Raw genomic sequence first — 15943 nt, forward strand, 5'->3', positions numbered from 1 at the left:
AAGCAAGAAGAAATGGCAAATACCCCCGAAGACCGCATCCCCGTCATCGTCGGCATCGGCGAGATCGTTGACCGCCCCAAGGAGATCACCGAGGGCCTGGAACCGCTGGACCTGCTTGAGCAGGCGTTGCGGCGCGCCGAGCGGGATGCCGGCGCGAAGCTGCTCGGCGAGGTGCAGTCGCTCGACGTCGTCAACTTCCTGAGCTGGCGCTATCGCGATCCGGAGAGCGGCGCGGAGGCGCAGTCGACCGCGACCAAGGCGGAGCGCGCCGGGACAAAATTGCCGTGGACGCCCTTCGCCCATGACGTCGAGGAGCCCAAGCGCGGCGCGGCGTTCCAGAAGCCGCTGGCGGTGAAGCTCGGCGTGTTCCGGCCCGTCACGGTCTATCCATTCTACGAGGCCGCCTCGTCCGCCCATTGGGGTCAGACGCCGCGCGACGCGATGGCGGAGTCAGGCACGCTGTGGTCGCGCTATTCGGAAGCCGCGGTGCAAAATCCAAATGCCTGGCTGAAACGGCGCTATGCGCCTGAGGAGATCACGACGCCGACGGCGGACAACCGGCTGATCGCCTGGCCCTACAACAAGCTCATGGTCGCCAATCCCAGTGTCAACATGGGCGGCGCGCTGCTGCTGACCAGCCTTGCCAAGGCGCGCGCGGCAGGCATCGCCGAGGATAAGCTGGTCTATCCCCTCGGCGGCGCCTCGGCGGAGGAACCTCGCGACTATCTGCTGCGCGACCAGTTCTACGAGAGCCATCCACAGAACGCCGTGCTGAAAGCGGTGATGGACCTCGCCGGGGGCGATGGCAGAAAATTCGACGCGATCGAGCTCTACAGCTGCTTCCCCTGCGTGCCCAAGATGGCGCGGCGGACGCTGGGCCTGGGTGCCGACGTGCAGCCGACCGTGACCGGCGGTCTCACCTTCTTCGGCGCGCCGCTCAACACTTACATGACGCATGCGGCTTGCGCGATGGTGCGGCGTGTGCGCGATGGCGCAAAACTCGGCCTGCTCTACGGGCAAGGCGGCTTCGTCACCAAGCATCACGCGCTGGTGGTCTCGAAGGCGGCGACGCGCGAGGCGCTGGCGCAGGAGACGAGCGTGCAAGGCGAGGCCGATCGCAACAAGCGCGCGGTGCCGGAGTTCGTGACGGAGGCTTCGGGCAAGGGCAAGGTCGAGAGCTTCACGGTGCTCTACGGCCGCGGCGGCGATGTCGAGCACGGCGTGGTGATGCTGCGCACTGCGGATGATCGGCGTACGCTGGCGCGGATTCCGGCGAGCGATAGCGCGACGCTGGCGCATTTGCTCAACATGGACCACACGCCGGTCGGCTCGCTCGGTGAGATCACGATGGCTGTCGATGGTGTGCCGGAGTGGCGGGTGGCGTAGGTCTCGTGCCCCGAACGCAGCGGCGGAATGCATTGCCGCTCCGCAGTCGCTCTCGTAGGGTGGGCAAAGGCGCTCTTGCGCCGTGCCCACCATTCTTTGTGGATCGCATGAGATGGTGGGCACGCTTCGCTTTGCCCACCCTACAAGACCGCGTCCGGGGCGCGAGACCGCGCCTCAACTCTTCGGCGACTGCTTCTCCGACGCCGTCGCCGGCTTGCCCTTGGCGCCGACGACGCGCACCGCATCGCCATCCGCAAGACCATCCGGCGGCGCGGTGATGACGCGATCGTCCGGCGCAATGCCCGAGGCGAGCTCGATCTCGCGGCCGAGATCGCGCGCGATCGTCACGGTCTTGAACAGCACCTTGTCGTCCGCACCAACCGTTGCGACACGCAGGCCGCTGCCGTTGAAGATCAGGGCACTGGCGGGAATGCTGAGCGGGGCGGAGTCGCGCTGGAGGTTCAGCTTCACGCTGGCATAGCCGCCGGGCATCAGCTCGCCGCTGGAATTGTCGAGCCCGAGCTGCATGCGTGTCGTGCCCGAGGCAACGTCGACGGCCTGCGAGGAGGCCTCCACTGTCGCCTGAAAAGTCCGGTTTGGGTACTCCGGCAGCGTGATCGTCGCCTTGGCGCCGATCTTGATCGCCGGCACATAGTTCTGGGGCACGTTGACGTAGACGCGCAGCTTGGTGATGTCTGATATCACGAACATAGCCGGCCCCGAGCCGCCGCCGGCATTGATCAGCGCGCCGACGTCGGTGTCGCGCGCGGTGACCACGCCATCGAACGGCGCGGTGATCTTCTTGTAGCCGGCCAGCGCTTCCAGCCGCTCGACATTGGCCTTGCCCGAATTGACGGCGGCGTTCTTGTTGGAGAGATCGGCAGTGCGCTCGTCGATCTCCTGCGCGGAAACGAAATTGGAGGCGACCAGCGTCTTGCGTCGGTTCAGCGTCGCTTCCGACAGCCTGGCGCTGGCCTGCTGGCTGGCAAGGTCGGCGCGGGCCTGCAACAGCTGCTGGTCGAGATCCGGCGCCTCGATTTCAGCGATCACCTGCCCGGCCTTGACGCGGGCCCCCATGTCGGCGCTCCAGCCTTTGAGATAGCCGCTGACGCGGGCGAAGATCGGCGCGCGGTAGTAGGCCTCGAGCCGTCCCGGCAGATCGAGGATGGCGTTGAGCGCCTTGGCATTCGGCAGGGTCACCGCGACGCTGGGAACCGCCTGATCATCGGTCCATTCCTTCAGCTTGCTGCCCTGCTCCTCACGAGCGCGAATGCCGGTGCCGACGACAAGGCCTGCCGCAATCAGCGCCACCACGCCGAAAATGCCCAGTTTCCGGTGCGACACCGCCGAGCGGGATTCAGTGCGCGACATGCGGAATCTCCAATGAGGCGGCGGCTTTGGCGCCTTGTTTCTTGTGGACCATGCTGAATACCACGGGAACGAACATCAGCGTGGCGAAGGTTGCAAAGATCAGGCCGCCGATCACGGCGCGGCCGAGCGGCGCGTTCTGCTCGCCGCCCTCGCCCAGCCCCAGGGCCATCGGCGCCATGCCGATGATCATGGCGAGCGCAGTCATCAGGACGGGGCGGAACCGGACGAAGCCGGCTTCGAGCGCCGCGGCAACGGGATCGCCGAGCTCCTCGTAACGCTCGCGCGCGAAGGAGATCACGAGCACGCTGTTGGCGGTGGCAACGCCCATGCACATGATCGCGCCGGTGAGCGCCGGGACCGACAGCGTGGTCTCCGTCATGAACAGCATCCAGACGATTCCGGCGAGCGCGGCCGGCAGCGCCGTGATGATCACGAACGGATCGGACCAGGACTGGAAGTTCACGACGATGAGGAAGTAGATCAGCACGACCGCGCCGAGCAGGCCGAACAAGAGGCCGGTGAAGGCGCTGTTCATGGTCTGCACCTGACCGAGCAGCACCACGGAAGAACCCTTCGGCACCTCCTTCGCGGTGTCGGCGATCACCTTCCGGATGTCGGCGGCGACCGCGCCGAGATCGCGGCCCGAGGTCGTCGCAAAGATCTGCACCATCGACTGGATGTCGTATTGCGACACCACCGCGCTCGAGGTCGAGCGCTTGATGTCGGCGATGCCGCCGAGGATCGGCGACTGCGCGTTGCCGGCAGCGGTGATTGGCAGCGTCTGCAGCGCGCTGAGCGAGTCGATCTGGTATTGCGGCGTCTGCATCACGATCGAGTAGGACACGCCGTTGTCAGGATTGAGATAGTAGGTCGGCGCGACCTGCGATGAGCCGGCGAGGTTGACCACGAGGCTGTTGGTGACATCGCGCTCGGTCAGGCCGACATATTGGGCGCGGGTGCGGTCGACGTCGATGTTGAAGGTCGGATTGCTCGGCGATTGCTGGATGCGCGCATCGGCGACGCCCGGAATGCGCCGGACCTTCGCCAGCAGGCTGTTGGCGTAAGCAAAGTTGGCGCTGAGATTGGCGCCGCGGATTTGCAGGTCGATCGGCGCGGGCGCGCCAAAATTCAGGATCTGGCTGACGATGTCGGCCGGCAGGAAGGCGAAGCTGACGCCGGGGAAGAGCCGCGGCAATTGCTCACGCAGCACCTTCACATGCTCCTCGGTCGGCTTGTGTCCCTCCTTCAGCTTGATCTGGATGTCGCCGTCCTGCGGACCGATCACGCCGGTGTTGTTGTAGGTCATGTTGATGCCGGAGATCGGCATGCCGATGTTGTCGGTCATGGTCTCGATCTCGCCCGGGATCAGCTTGCGCACCGCCTTCTGCACGTCGGCGAGCTGGTTGGCGGTCTCCTCGACGCGCGTGCCGACTTGGGTGCGGACATGCATCAGGATGTTCCCTGCATCGACCGCGGGGAAGAAGTTACGCCCGAGGAACGGCACCAGCGCGAAGGACGCGCCGACCACGCAGATAAAGCCGATCACGAACACGCCGCGATGCGCCAGCGCCAGGCCGAGGAAATCGTGGTAGCCGCCGCGAATGCGCTCGAAGCGTTTCTCGAAACCGCGCTGGAACCAGACCAACGGATTGCGCGACTTCGGCGGCTCCCCCTCATGATGGACATGCGCCTTGAGAAGGTAGTTCGCCATGGTCGGCACCAGCGTGCGCGACAGGATGAACGACCAGATCATCGCAAACATCACGGCTTCCGCCATCGGCACGAACAGGAAGCGCGCGACGCCGGTGAGAAAGAACATCGGCACGAACACGATGCAGATACAGAGCAGCGAGACGAAGGCCGGCGTCACGATCTGGTTGGCGCCGTCGAGGATCGATTGCTCGACCGGTTTGCCCTGCTCCAGATGGTAGTTGATGTTCTCGATGGTGACGGTGGCGTCGTCGACGAGGATGCCGACCGCGAGCGCGAGGCCGCCGAGCGTCATGATGTTCAGCGTCTCGCCGATCGCCGACAGCATGATGATGGCGCCAAGCACCGAGAGCGGGATCGAGACCGCGATGATGATGGTCGAGCGCCAGCTGCCGAGGAACAGGAGGATCATGACGCTGGTCAGCAGCGCCGCGATCACGCCCTCGAAGGCGACACCCTCGATCGCGCCGCGGACGAACACCGACTGGTCGCCGATGATGCCGATCTTCAAGGCGTCCGGAAGCTGGTCCTTGACCTCGATCACCTTCTGCTTGATGCCGGCGATGATATCGAGCGTCGAGGTCGCGCCCGCCTTCAGCACCATCATCAGCACCGAACGGTTGCCGTCGACATGGACGATGTTGGTTTGCGGCGGATTGCCGTCGCGCACGGTCGCGACGTCGCGCACATAGACCATGGCGCCGTTGACGGTTTTGATTGGGAGGTTGCCGAGCTCGTCGATCCGGAGCGGCGAGTTGTTGAGCTGGATGTTGTATTCGAACTGGCCGATCTTCTGGGTGCCGACCGGCGTGATCAGGTTCTGGGCGGCGAGCGCATTGGCGACGTCCTGGCCTGATAGCCCGCGGGCCTGGAGCGCGGTCGGATCGAGATCGATCTGGACCTGGCGCTGCTTGCCGCCAAAGGGGTATGGGATCGCCGCGCCAGGCACGGTGACCAGCGGCGTGCGAAGCTGGTTGATGCCGATGTCGGCGAGGTTCTGCTCGGTGAGGCCGTCGCCCGACAGCGCCACCTGGATGATCGGCACGGTTGAAGCCGAGTAGTTCAGGATCAGGGGCGGCGTTGCGCCAGGCGGCATCTGCTTGAGCAGCGTCTGCGAGATCGCGGTGACCTGCGCGTTGGCGGTGCGGATGTCGACGTTCGGCTGGAAGAAGATCTTGATGATGCCGAAGCCGTTATAGGAATTGGCCGTGATGTGCTCGATGTCGTTGACGGTCGTCGTCAGCGCGCGCTGGAACGGCGTGGTGATGCGGCCGGACATCTGGTCCGGCGGCAGGCCGGTGTACTGCCAGACCACGCCGATGACGGGGATGCGGATGTCCGGGAAGATATCGGTCGGTGTCCGCAGCGCTGCGAGCGGTCCGATGATCAGCAGCAGGAGCGCCAGCACGACAAACGTATAGGGCCGGCTCAGGGCAATACGGACCAGAGCAATCATGCGCCAGGCAATTCCAGGTCAAGCAGGGATACGGAGTCCGCCCCCATGGGGATCCTCATTCCCCTTTACCCGAGCACCGCCGGAAACGCTAATTACCAGGCACTATCCTGCATTCACTTCCCTGCTACCGCACTGCGAAATTGGCATCGCAGCCATGCGAGGGGAAACGGAGGATGCCGCGCCACTGCGTCACCGTCACCCTGAGGTGGCCGCTTCTTCAGCGGCCCTCGAAGGGCGACGGCCCGGCTGCATCGCGGGCCGTTCATCCTTCGAGGCTCACCCCGGTGCGCAAGTGCGCCCCAGGGATCGCACCTCAGGATGACGGAGTTGGCTGCAACTTAGCCTACGCCGCGCGGACGTTGGTCAGGAACTTGCTGACCTCGTTCTTCAGCCGGTTCGAGTCGTTCGACAGCATCTGCGCCGCCGACAGCACTTGCGAGGAGGCCGTGCCGGTCTCGGTCGCGCCGCGCTGCACGTCGGTGATGTTGGAGGAGACCTGCTGGGTGCCCTGCGCCGCCTGCTGCACGTTGCGGGCGATCTCCTGGGTCGCCGCGCCCTGCTCTTCCACGGCCGCTGCGATCGCCGAGGAGATTTCCGACAGGCGCTCGATGGTCGAGGAGATCTCCTTGATGGCGCCGACGGAGTCGTTGGTCGCCGCCTGGATGCCCGAGATCTGCTGGCCGATCTCGCCGGTCGCCTTCGCGGTCTGCTCGGCGAGCGCCTTCACCTCGGAGGCGACCACCGCAAAGCCGCGGCCGGCTTCACCCGCACGCGCCGCCTCGATGGTCGCGTTCAGCGCCAGCAGGTTGGTCTGGCCGGCGATGGTGTTGATCAATTCGACGACATCGCCGATGCGGGAGGCCGCCTTGGAGAGCTCGCTGACGCGCTCGGTCGTCGCGCGGGCCTGGCCGACGGCATCGCCCGCCATCCGCGCCGATTCCTGCACCTGACGGCTGATCTCGCCCACGGACGAGGCCATCTCCTCGGTGGCCGAGGCCACGGACTGCACGTTGGTCGAGGCCTCCTCCGACGCGCCGGCCACCGTGGTCGCCAGCCGCTGGGAGCGATCGGCGGTCGAGGTCAGCGTCGAGGCGGAAGCTTCGAGCTGGGTCGAGGCCGACGACACCGTCTGGACGATCTCGCCAATCATCGTCTCGAATTCGCGGGTGATGTTGTCGACACGGCGGCCGCGCTCGATCTTGGCTTCGGCGTCGGCCGCGGCGGCCTCGTCAGCAGCCTTCTTGGCGATCAGCGCTTCCTTGAAGACCTGGAGCACGTCAGCCATGGCGCCGATCTCCGTCTTCTCGCCGCGATGCGGGACCTCGGCGGAGAGATCGCCTCTGCCCAGCGCCTGCATCGGCAGTGTGATGGAGTTGATGCCGCTGGAGACGTCGTGGACGAGATAGAAGCCGACGCCGACGCCGGCGATGACGGCGGCGCCGAGGATGATCGAGAGCAGCATGAACGCGAAGGAATAGCTGCTGTCCGCGTCCCGGGCGGCCTGGTCGCCACCTTTGGTGTTGAGATCGATGTCCTTGCGCAGGATTTCGTCGGACTGGATGCCGATCTTGTTGGCGGTCTTGACGTTCAGCTCATGCGACTCGTGCGGGACCTTGCCAACCTCTTTGCGCGACAACGCAAAGACCTCGTCGGCGCTCTTCTTGTAGTCGTCCCACAACTTTGACCATTCGGTGTAGAGCGCCCGCTCCTCCGGCGAGGTGATCATGGTCTCGTAGCTCTGGCGGGCCTTGGCCAGGGTCTCGCTGGTGGTGACCGCAGTCTTTTCCATCGCGAGCTTTTCTTCCAGGGTCTCGGCCAGCATGTGCTCGCGGACCACGCTGCGATAGGTGATGACCGAGGCCCGGAGCTCGCCCAGCACCCGCACGCTCGGCATCCAGCTCGTGGTGATGTCGACCGAGTTGGCGTTCATCGACCGCATTTTCATGACAGCGAGCAGGCCCATGCCGGCCATCGCGACCAGCAGGAACGCCAGGACACTGATGATCTTGGCGCGGATGGAAATGGTGGCGAGCATAATCGGGTCTCTTTGTGCTGGCGCGGTGGCGCGGCCGGAAGTTTTACGAATCAACCAAAGGGAGCAGCACCGACATCCAACACCAGAGCGCCTGCGCAGATGTTAACTACGACTCCGTACAAGTACGAAAGCCCGAAACAAATGAACAGGCAGCTAAGAATGCTCTGCGCTCAGCGCATGAGCCTAAGCGCGTCCGAGAAAAACTCCGCGCCGCCGAAATTTCCGGACTTCAGAGCAAGCAACATCGCGCCGCCAGCACCAACTGCACGCAGCACAGGAACGCCGGCGGCAATTTCTACCCCTACGAGAAATCCGGGAATCTTCAACCGATCGACCACGGCACCGGATGTCTCGCCACCGGCAACGACCAAACGCCGGACACCTGATCGTACAAGGCTTTCAGCAATGTCGGCCATCGTTTGCTCGATGGCATGCCCGGCCGCATCACGACCGTGACGCGCCTGAAGCGCGGCGACCTGATCGGGTGTCGAGCTCGAAGCGATCAGCACCGGACCTTCAGCCAGTCGCGGCCTTGCCCAGTCCAGCGCACGCTGCGCTTCATCTGCTCCCGTAAGAATACGGTCCGGATCGAGATGTAACACCGGCATGACACGCTCGGCATTCGCGATCTGCTGAAGCGTCGCCTGCGAGCAGCTTCCGGCAAGACATGCCGCCGGTCCGCCGACGGCGGCGCCGGTCTCTCCGCTCGCCGCAGCCGACTTGACCTTGCCGGTCGAGACCAGCGCCCGCGCCAGCCCGAGGCCGATGCCGGAGGCGCCGACCGACAACCGGTGCTCGGCGGCGACGAGACCGATGGTCTCGAGGTCGCGGTCGAAGACAGCGTCGATGATCGCAGCGCCGATGCCCTTGCTCGCGAGCTCGGCCAGCCGCGCCCGCACGGCATCCGCGCCGCGCGTGACGGTGGCGAGATCGACGAGGCCGATCTGCGTCCTGCTCTGACGCGCCAGCACGCGCACCAGGTTGGAATCATGCATCGGGTTGAGCGGATGGTCCTTCAGCGGGCTCTCGTTCAGCGGCACCGCGCCGACGAACAAATTGCCCTGGTAGACGGTGCGGCCGGTCTCCGGAAAGGCCGGCGTCACCAGCACGTTCGCCTCGCCGCAGTCGGCGCGCAGCGCATCCATGACGGGGCCGATATTGCCGGCGTCGGTGGAATCGAAGGTCGAGCAGATCTTGAACAGCACGTGGCTCGCGCCGCGGCCGCGCAGCCATTTGTCCGCTGCGCGCGAGCGCGAAACGGCAAGGCCGGCCTCGATCGATCGGCTTTTCAAGGACACCACGACGGCATCGACCTCGGGCAGTGCCAGATCGTCGGCAGGTACGCCGATGGTCTGCACCGTGCGCAGGCCCGCGCGCGTCAGCGTGTTGGCGAGGTCGGAGGCACCGGTATAGTCATCGGCGATGCAGCCCAGAGAAATTTTCGCTGCAAGGGTCACGGCTTCACTCCCGCATAGGGCTTGAACCAGGCAAGGCCGTCGGTGGTCTTGCCGCGCGGATTGTATTCGCAGCCGACGAAGCCGGCATAGCCGAGCCGGTCCAGCTCTTCGAACAGAAATGGATAGTTCAGCTCCTCGCCGTCGGGTTCGTTGCGCGAGGGAATGCTGGCGATCTGGATGTGTCCGATGATCGGCATCATCTCGCGCAGGCGCATGGTGACGTCGCCGTGGATGATCTGGCAGTGATAGATGTCGAACTGGAGCCTCAGGTTCGGCAGCCGCAGCTCCTGGATCAGGTCGCGCGCGAAGCCGAAATCGTTGAGGAAGTAGCCCGGCACGTTGCGGGCATTGATCGGCTCGAGCACGATGTCGATGCCGTGCGGCGCGAAGAATTCAGCGGCCCACGCCACCGACTTGTAGAAGGCCTCGATCGCGACGCGCTCGCCGCGATTGGCGATGCCGGCCATCAGGTGCAGGCGCTTGACGCCGGTTGCCTTGGCGTAAGGCAGCGCGGTCTCCAGGCTCGCCTTGAGATCATTGAAGCGCGCCGGCAGCGCCGCAAAGCCCTTCTCGCCGGCATTCCAGTCCCCCGGCGGCAGGTTGAACAGCGCCTGGGTGAGGCCATTGCGCTTGAGACGCTCGCCGACCACCTCGGCCGGATGCTCGTAGGGAAAGAGGAATTCCACTGCGGTGAAGCCCGCTTGCGCGGCGGCATCGAAGCGGTCGAGGAACGGCACCTCGGTGAACATCATCGAGAGGTTGGCGGCGAAACGGGGCATTGCAAATCCTCTGGTTTACTTGTCGCCGGGCAGCTTCACGCCGGTGACCTGCGCATACATGCGCGCGACCGAGGCGTCGTCATCGCGGCCCATGCCGGCGGCTGCCGTCATCAGGAACATCTGGAGCGCGGCGGCCGAGACCGGCACCGGGAATCGGGCGCTGCGCGCCATATCCTGGATGATGCCGAGGTCCTTGACGAAGATCTCGACGGCGCTGCGCGGCGCGTAGTCGCCGTCGAGCACGTGCGGCATGCGGTTCTCGAACATCCAGGAATTGCCGGCAGAGGCGGTGATCACCTCATAGACCTTGCGGATGTCGAGCCCCTGCTTGGCCGCGAACGCCATCGCTTCCGACGCGGCGGCGATGTGCACGCCTGCCAGCAATTGGTTGATCATCTTGAAGGCGGCGCCTTGGCCAGCGGCATCGCCAAGCTCGTAGAGCTTTGCCGCCATGGCATCGAGCGCTGGTCGCGCTTTCGCAAAAGCAGCGGCACTGCCGGAGGCCAGGATCGTCAGCTCGCCCTGCGCGGCGCGCTGCGCCCCGCCGGAGATCGGCGCGTCCAGATAATGCCGGCCAGTCGCCTCCAACTGCTTGGCGAGGCGCCGCGCCACCTCCGGATCCATGGTGGCGGAGGACACAAACACGCTGTCCTTCGGCATGGTCTCGGCGGCCCCGTCCTTGCCGAACAGAATCGCCTCGGTCTGGGCGGCATTGACGACGACGCTGACGACGATATCGGCGCTCCTGGCCGCCTCGGCCGGCGTCTTGGCGCCGGCGCCGCCGTCCTTCACGAAGCGCGCCACCGCGTCAGCCGAGACGTCACAGCCGGTGACGGCATGGCCGGCGCGCTGCAGCGAGGTCGCCATGCCAAATCCCATCGAGCCGAGCCCGACGACGGCGATACGCTGATTTTGTGACGTGGTGGCGGACATATGCAACTGATCCTTGCGAACGTTTCCCGAATAGCCGCCCTTTGCGGCAGCTTGGCAACCGAATAACACGGCTTGGCCGCGCTGCCAAAGCGTGAGACAAGCGGACATGACGGCCATGAGAACTGAAACGAGCAACGAGACCCGGCTGCGTGAGGATATCTGCCGCTTCGGACGGTCCCTGTTCGAGCGCGGGCTGACGCCGGGATCCTCCGGCAATATCAGTGTCAGGCTGGACGGCGGCGGCTGGCTGGTGACGCCGACCAACGCCTCGCTCGGCTTCCTCGATCCCGCAAAGCTGTCGCGGCTGGACGAAGCCGGCCGGCTGATCTCGGGCGATGCCCCGACCAAGGAAGTTCCGCTGCACACTGCGCTCTACGACACGCGCGGCAGCGCACGCGCGATCGTGCATCTGCACTCCACCCATTCTGTCGCGCTCTCGATGCTACCCGAGATCGACCCGCGCGCCGCGCTGCCGCCGATGACGGCCTATTACCTGATGAAGTGCGGCGCCACCGCGCTCGTGCCCTATTATCGCCCGGGCGATCCGGCGGTGGCGGATGCGATCAAGGGCCTGGCGGGGAAGTATTCATCCGTGCTGCTCGCCAATCACGGCCCGGTCGTCGCCGGCGACACGCTGGAGGCCGCGGTGTTCGCCACGGAAGAGCTGGAGGAGACGGCGAAGCTGTACCTGCTGCTGCGCGGGATGAACCCGCGGTATCTGTCGCCGGAGCAGGTGAAGGATCTGGCGAACGTGTTCGGGGTGACGTTGCCGGAGCACGGGCACGGCCATTAGCCGCATACTCCGCCGTCATCCTGCGGTGCGAGCCTTGCGATGCAAACGCATCGCAAGGTGAAGCCTCGAAGGATGGGGCTACAGGCGCTCACGGCCCATCCTTCGAGGCGCGCGAAGAGCGCGCACCTCAGGATGACGGCAGAGATTGTGGAACGAGACGATCGTAGCCCGCATGAGCAAAGCGATATGCGGGACCAGCGGCCCCGGATATCGCTTTGCTCATCCGGGCTACGACACCGTCTGACACTGCCGGAATTGATTTGCATCAGCGGGATCGCGAGCACATGATCCCCCTGTAATTGACTGAAGGAGTTGTTTCATCGATCGCCAGGAGAATTGTCATGGATTTCAAAGTATCCTGCACCGTCCTGTCTGCCGCCTGCTTTATTGCCCTGTCACTTTCCGCAAACGCCCAGACGTCCGCGCGCGGCGGCGTCCCCGATCTCAAGGTCGAGGCCAACTGCAAGGCAACTCAGGAGATCGACAAGTCGCTGACCGAGCCGCAGTCCTACGAGGCCTGCATGAACGACGAGCAAACCGCCCAGCAGCAGCTCGGGTCCATCTGGACGACAACGCCCGAGACAATTCGCACCCAATGTTACGCCGAGGCCTCCGCCGGTGGCATCGAAAGCTATGTCGACCTGCTCTCTTGCATCCAGATGAATGGCTTCGGGCAACCCTCGGCGCCCGCGTCAACGCTGCGCGGCGCAAGCAAGAACCGGAACAAGAAGCAATCGGGATAGGGATCGTAGCGAGCGGCTACAATCCGAGATACGCCTTCCTGACGTCCGGATTGCCCTTGATCTCCGCGGATGGGCCCTGCATCAGCACGCGGCCGGTCTGCAGGATGTAGGCGCGGTCGGCGATCTCCAGGCACTCGGCCATGCGCTGCTCGACGATCAGCACGGTCATGCCGGCGTCGCGGATGCGCTTCACCGCCTGGAAGATCTCGTCCACCAGCTTCGGCATGATTCCTTGCGAGGGCTCGTCCAGCATCAACAGCCGCGGGCGCGTCATCAGCGCGCGACCGATCGCGAGCATCTGCTGCTCGCCGCCGGAGAGCGTCTCGGCGCGCTGCTCCAAACGTTCCTGGAGACGCGGGAACAGCGTGAAGACCAGATCGAGCGGACCTTCGCGATTCGCATCGCCGCGGTAGAGGTAGCTGCCGAGACGAAGATTGTCGCGCACGGACAGACGCGGGAACAGGCGGCGGTTCTCCGGCACATAGGCGATGCCAGTTGCGGTGATGAGATGCTGCGCCATGCCGTCGAGGCGCTTGCCGTCGAAGGTCACCGTGCCCGAGCGCGGACGCTCGGCGCCGGCGATGGATTTCAGCAGCGTCGACTTGCCCGCGCCATTGGCGCCGGCAACGCAGACGATCTCGCCCTTCTCGACATTGATCGAGACCGCGGAGATCGCGACCAGGCCCTGATAGGCGGTCGTGACTTCATGCACCGACAGCATGACGATCTCCCAGATATGCCTTGATCACGTTGGGATCGCGGACGACGTCGGAAGGCTTGCCCTCGGCCAGCACCTTGCCGAGGTCGAGCACGATGGCACGATCGACCAGCGGCATCACGATTTCCATGACGTGTTCGACCATCAGCACGGTGACGCCGGTCTCGCGCACCTTGCGCACCAGGGCCACGCCGGTCTGCGCCTCGGTGGGCGTCAGGCCGGTGAGGACCTCGTCGAGCAGCAACAGCTTCGGTTCGGTCGCGAGCGCACGCGCGACTTCGAGGCGGCGCTTCTCGGCCGGCACGAGGTCGCTCGCGAGCACGTCGGCGCGCGCGGCCAGGCCGGTGAATTCCAGCACCTCATGCGCCTTGCGGCGGGCCTCGCGCATCACGGTGTTGCGCACGAGAGCGCCGACGATGACGTTGTCGATGACAGTCATGGTCTCGAAGCTCTTGACCACCTGGAAGGTGCGCCCGATTCCGCGCTGACAGCGCGCGGCCGCCGGCAGATTGGTGACATCCTCGCCGTCGAAGATGATCGAGCCCTGGGTTGGCGGCAACACGCCGGCGATCAGGTTGAACAGCGTCGACTTTCCGGCGCCGTTCGGGCCGATCAGGCCGACGATCTCGCCGCGCCCGACCGAGATCGAGACGTCGCTGTTGGCGATCAGGCCGCCGAAGCGCTGCCAGACGCCGCGGGTTTCCAGGAGCGCCGTCATCGCGTGGCCTCCTTGCGCCGGCGCGAGAACAGGCCGACCAGACCCTCCGGCCGCGCGAGTGCGATCAGGACAATCAGCGCGCCATAGACGATCAAGTCGACGCCGCGGCCGGAGCCGCCGATATAGGACCGCGTCAGCTCGGTGATCGGGATCAGGATGACGGCGCCGAGCATCGGCCCCCACAGCGTGCCGATGCCGCCCAGCACTGCCGGCAACGCCATCAAGAGCGAGAACTGGAAGCCCATGACGCTTCCGGGATCGATGTAGGAAACGAACTGCGCATAGAAGCTGCCGCCGACCGCGACCAGGAAGGCGGAGACCGCCGCCGCGCCCATCTTCGAGTTGAACACGACGACGCCGAGGCTCTCGGCCGCCTGCGGATTGTCCTTCACCGCGCGCCACCAATAGCCCCATTTGGAATCTTCCAGCCACCAGGTGACGAACCAGGCGACGCAGGCGAGCACCAGCGCGAAGTAGAAGTATGGCAGTTTCGAGCGCGTGAACTGGAATTTCAGCCAGCTGTCTCCGCGCACGGGAATGTCGATGCCGAGGGCCGCGCCCGCCCAATCCCAGTTCTGGATCAGCAGCAATCCGATCTCGGCGATCACGATGGTGGCGATCGCAAAGTAGTGGCCGCCGAGGCGGAAGCAGGGATAGCCCAGCGCCATCGCGATTGCGGCCGAGATCAGCCCGCCGGCGATCATGCCGAACCAAGGCAGCACGCCGAACTTGGTGAACAGCAGCGCGGTGGTGTAGGCACCGAGCCCGAAATACAGCGCATGTCCGAGCGATATCTGTCCGCAATAGCCGGACAGGATGTTCCAGCTCTGCGACAACGCCGCGTACATCAGCGTCAGCACCATGATGTTCTGGACGTAGACGTCCTTGACGAACAGCGGCACGATCGCGGCGACGGCGGCGAGACCGGCGGCGGTGATGAGGTCGCGGCGGCGCCGCTCGACGAATTGCTTGTCCATCACATCGACCCGAACAGGCCACGCGGCCGAATGAACACGACGAGCAGATAGACCGCGTAGATGCCGACCGACTTCAGCGATGGCGGCAGGATCAACGCAGTGGTGGCTTCGACCAGGCCTACGACGATGCCGCCGGCAAAGGCGCCGAACACGCTGCCGAAGCCGCCGAGCGCCACCGTGACATAAGCGATCAGCGCAAAGGACGCGCCGACGTCGGGATAGATGTAGAAGAACGTCGCCATGATGGCGCCGGCAAGCCCGACCAGCGCACCGCCGAGGCCCCAGCCAAGCGCGAATACGCGGTTCTTGTCGATGCCGACGAGGGCCACCGCGCCGGGATCCTCGCGGGTCGCTTCCAGCGCGCGGCCGAAGTCGGTGCGGTTGATGAAGAGGTAGAGCCCGCCGAACGCGGCGATCGCGACCAGCGCGCCGAACAGCTGCGGCTGCGGCAGGTAGATTCCGGCGACCGATACCGTCTTGCCGCCGAGCCATGAGTTGGGGACGCTGCGATAATCGGCCGTGAAGAACAGCTGCGCCAGGCCGCGCATCACGATCGCGAGGCCGAAGGTCGCGAAGATCTGCACCATGCCGACATTGGCCTTGGCCCGCATCGCAAACCTCACGATGACGAGATAGACCGCCGCCCCCAGAACGAACAGGGCGGCAGCGGCCAGCGGCGCCGACAGCAGTGGATCGATCGCGAAGAACGTGAACAGGAAGAATGTCACGTACATCGCCAGCATCAGGAATTCGCCATGGGCGAAGTTGACGACGTCCATCAGGCCAAAGATCAACGCCAGGCCGACGGCAATCAGTCCGTAAAGCAGCCCCATCAGTAGGCCGCTCGCAAGACTCTGGATAATCGTT

General features: G+C 65.2%; 13 protein-coding genes. 3 read left to right on the forward strand and 10 right to left on the reverse strand.

Going from position 1 to position 15943, the window contains the following annotated elements; translation table 11 throughout:
- Nucleotides 1-12 precede the first annotated feature (12 nt).
- Nucleotides 13-1386, forward strand: coding sequence for an acetyl-CoA acetyltransferase (locus N2603_RS31300; protein WP_260385168.1), 1374 nt, complete (start codon nucleotides 13-15; stop codon nucleotides 1384-1386).
- Nucleotides 1387-1560: 174 nt separating this feature from the next.
- Here the strand turns inward: N2603_RS31300 and N2603_RS31305 are convergent, their stop codons facing one another.
- The 6 genes from N2603_RS31305 to ltnD all read right to left on the reverse strand — a co-directional run bounded on the left by N2603_RS31305 (nucleotide 1561) and on the right by ltnD (nucleotide 11127).
- On the reverse strand, nucleotides 1561-2757 hold the full coding sequence (locus N2603_RS31305; protein ID WP_260385169.1) for an efflux RND transporter periplasmic adaptor subunit: 1197 nt from the start codon (nucleotides 2755-2757) through the stop codon (nucleotides 1561-1563).
- Nucleotides 2744-5923 carry an efflux RND transporter permease subunit gene (locus N2603_RS31310; RefSeq protein ID WP_260385170.1) on the reverse strand — a complete coding sequence of 1060 codons (3180 nt, stop codon included), beginning with the start codon at nucleotides 5921-5923 and terminating at the stop codon, nucleotides 2744-2746. The genes N2603_RS31305 and N2603_RS31310 overlap by 14 nt, the downstream gene beginning before the upstream one ends.
- 343 nt (nucleotides 5924-6266) lie before the next feature.
- Nucleotides 6267-7958 carry a methyl-accepting chemotaxis protein gene (locus tag N2603_RS31315; protein ID WP_260385171.1) on the reverse strand — a complete coding sequence of 564 codons (1692 nt, stop codon included), beginning with the start codon at nucleotides 7956-7958 and terminating at the stop codon, nucleotides 6267-6269.
- A gap of 170 nt (nucleotides 7959-8128) precedes the next feature.
- Nucleotides 8129-9415, reverse strand: a complete 1287-nt coding sequence (otnK, locus tag N2603_RS31320; protein WP_260385172.1) for a 3-oxo-tetronate kinase — start codon at nucleotides 9413-9415, stop codon at nucleotides 8129-8131.
- A complete protein-coding gene (otnI, locus tag N2603_RS31325; RefSeq protein WP_212343639.1) occupies nucleotides 9412-10194 on the reverse strand; it encodes a 2-oxo-tetronate isomerase in 783 nt (260 codons plus the stop codon). Before otnI ends, otnK begins: the two co-directional genes overlap by 4 nt.
- Nucleotides 10195-10209: 15 nt before the next feature.
- The gene (gene ltnD / locus N2603_RS31330) at nucleotides 10210-11127 is read right to left on the reverse strand and encodes an L-threonate dehydrogenase (RefSeq protein ID WP_260385173.1); all 918 of its coding nucleotides are present in this window, start codon (nucleotides 11125-11127) and stop codon (nucleotides 10210-10212) included.
- A gap of 106 nt (nucleotides 11128-11233) precedes the next feature.
- Between ltnD and otnC the strand changes: the two genes are divergently transcribed.
- Both otnC and N2603_RS31340 read left to right on the forward strand, forming a co-directional pair.
- A complete protein-coding gene (otnC, locus tag N2603_RS31335) occupies nucleotides 11234-11920 on the forward strand; it encodes a 3-oxo-tetronate 4-phosphate decarboxylase (protein ID WP_260385174.1) in 687 nt (228 codons plus the stop codon).
- A 341-nt stretch (nucleotides 11921-12261) separates the two neighbouring features.
- On the forward strand, nucleotides 12262-12663 hold the full coding sequence (locus N2603_RS31340; RefSeq protein ID WP_260385175.1) for a hypothetical protein: 402 nt from the start codon (nucleotides 12262-12264) through the stop codon (nucleotides 12661-12663).
- Between the two features lie 16 nt (nucleotides 12664-12679).
- Here the strand turns inward: N2603_RS31340 and N2603_RS31345 are convergent, their stop codons facing one another.
- Genes N2603_RS31345 through N2603_RS31360 form a run of 4 tightly spaced genes read right to left on the reverse strand, consistent with a single transcriptional unit; the run spans nucleotide 12680 to nucleotide 15909 of the window.
- Nucleotides 12680-13384: an ABC transporter ATP-binding protein gene (locus N2603_RS31345; protein WP_260385176.1), complete on the reverse strand. Its 705-nt coding sequence runs from the start codon at nucleotides 13382-13384 to the stop codon at nucleotides 12680-12682.
- Nucleotides 13368-14099 carry an ABC transporter ATP-binding protein gene (locus tag N2603_RS31350; RefSeq protein ID WP_018648087.1) on the reverse strand — a complete coding sequence of 244 codons (732 nt, stop codon included), beginning with the start codon at nucleotides 14097-14099 and terminating at the stop codon, nucleotides 13368-13370. The genes N2603_RS31345 and N2603_RS31350 overlap by 17 nt, the downstream gene beginning before the upstream one ends.
- Entirely contained in the window at nucleotides 14096-15076 is a 981-nt protein-coding gene (locus N2603_RS31355; protein ID WP_018648088.1) for a branched-chain amino acid ABC transporter permease, read from the reverse strand. Before N2603_RS31355 ends, N2603_RS31350 begins: the two co-directional genes overlap by 4 nt.
- Nucleotides 15076-15909, reverse strand: a complete 834-nt coding sequence (locus N2603_RS31360) for a branched-chain amino acid ABC transporter permease (RefSeq protein ID WP_246583944.1) — start codon at nucleotides 15907-15909, stop codon at nucleotides 15076-15078. The genes N2603_RS31355 and N2603_RS31360 overlap by 1 nt, the downstream gene beginning before the upstream one ends.
- Nucleotides 15910-15943: the final 34 nt, after the last annotated feature.

It is taken from the genome of Bradyrhizobium huanghuaihaiense (assembly GCF_025200885.1).
Lineage (GTDB): Bacteria > Pseudomonadota > Alphaproteobacteria > Rhizobiales > Xanthobacteraceae > Bradyrhizobium > Bradyrhizobium huanghuaihaiense.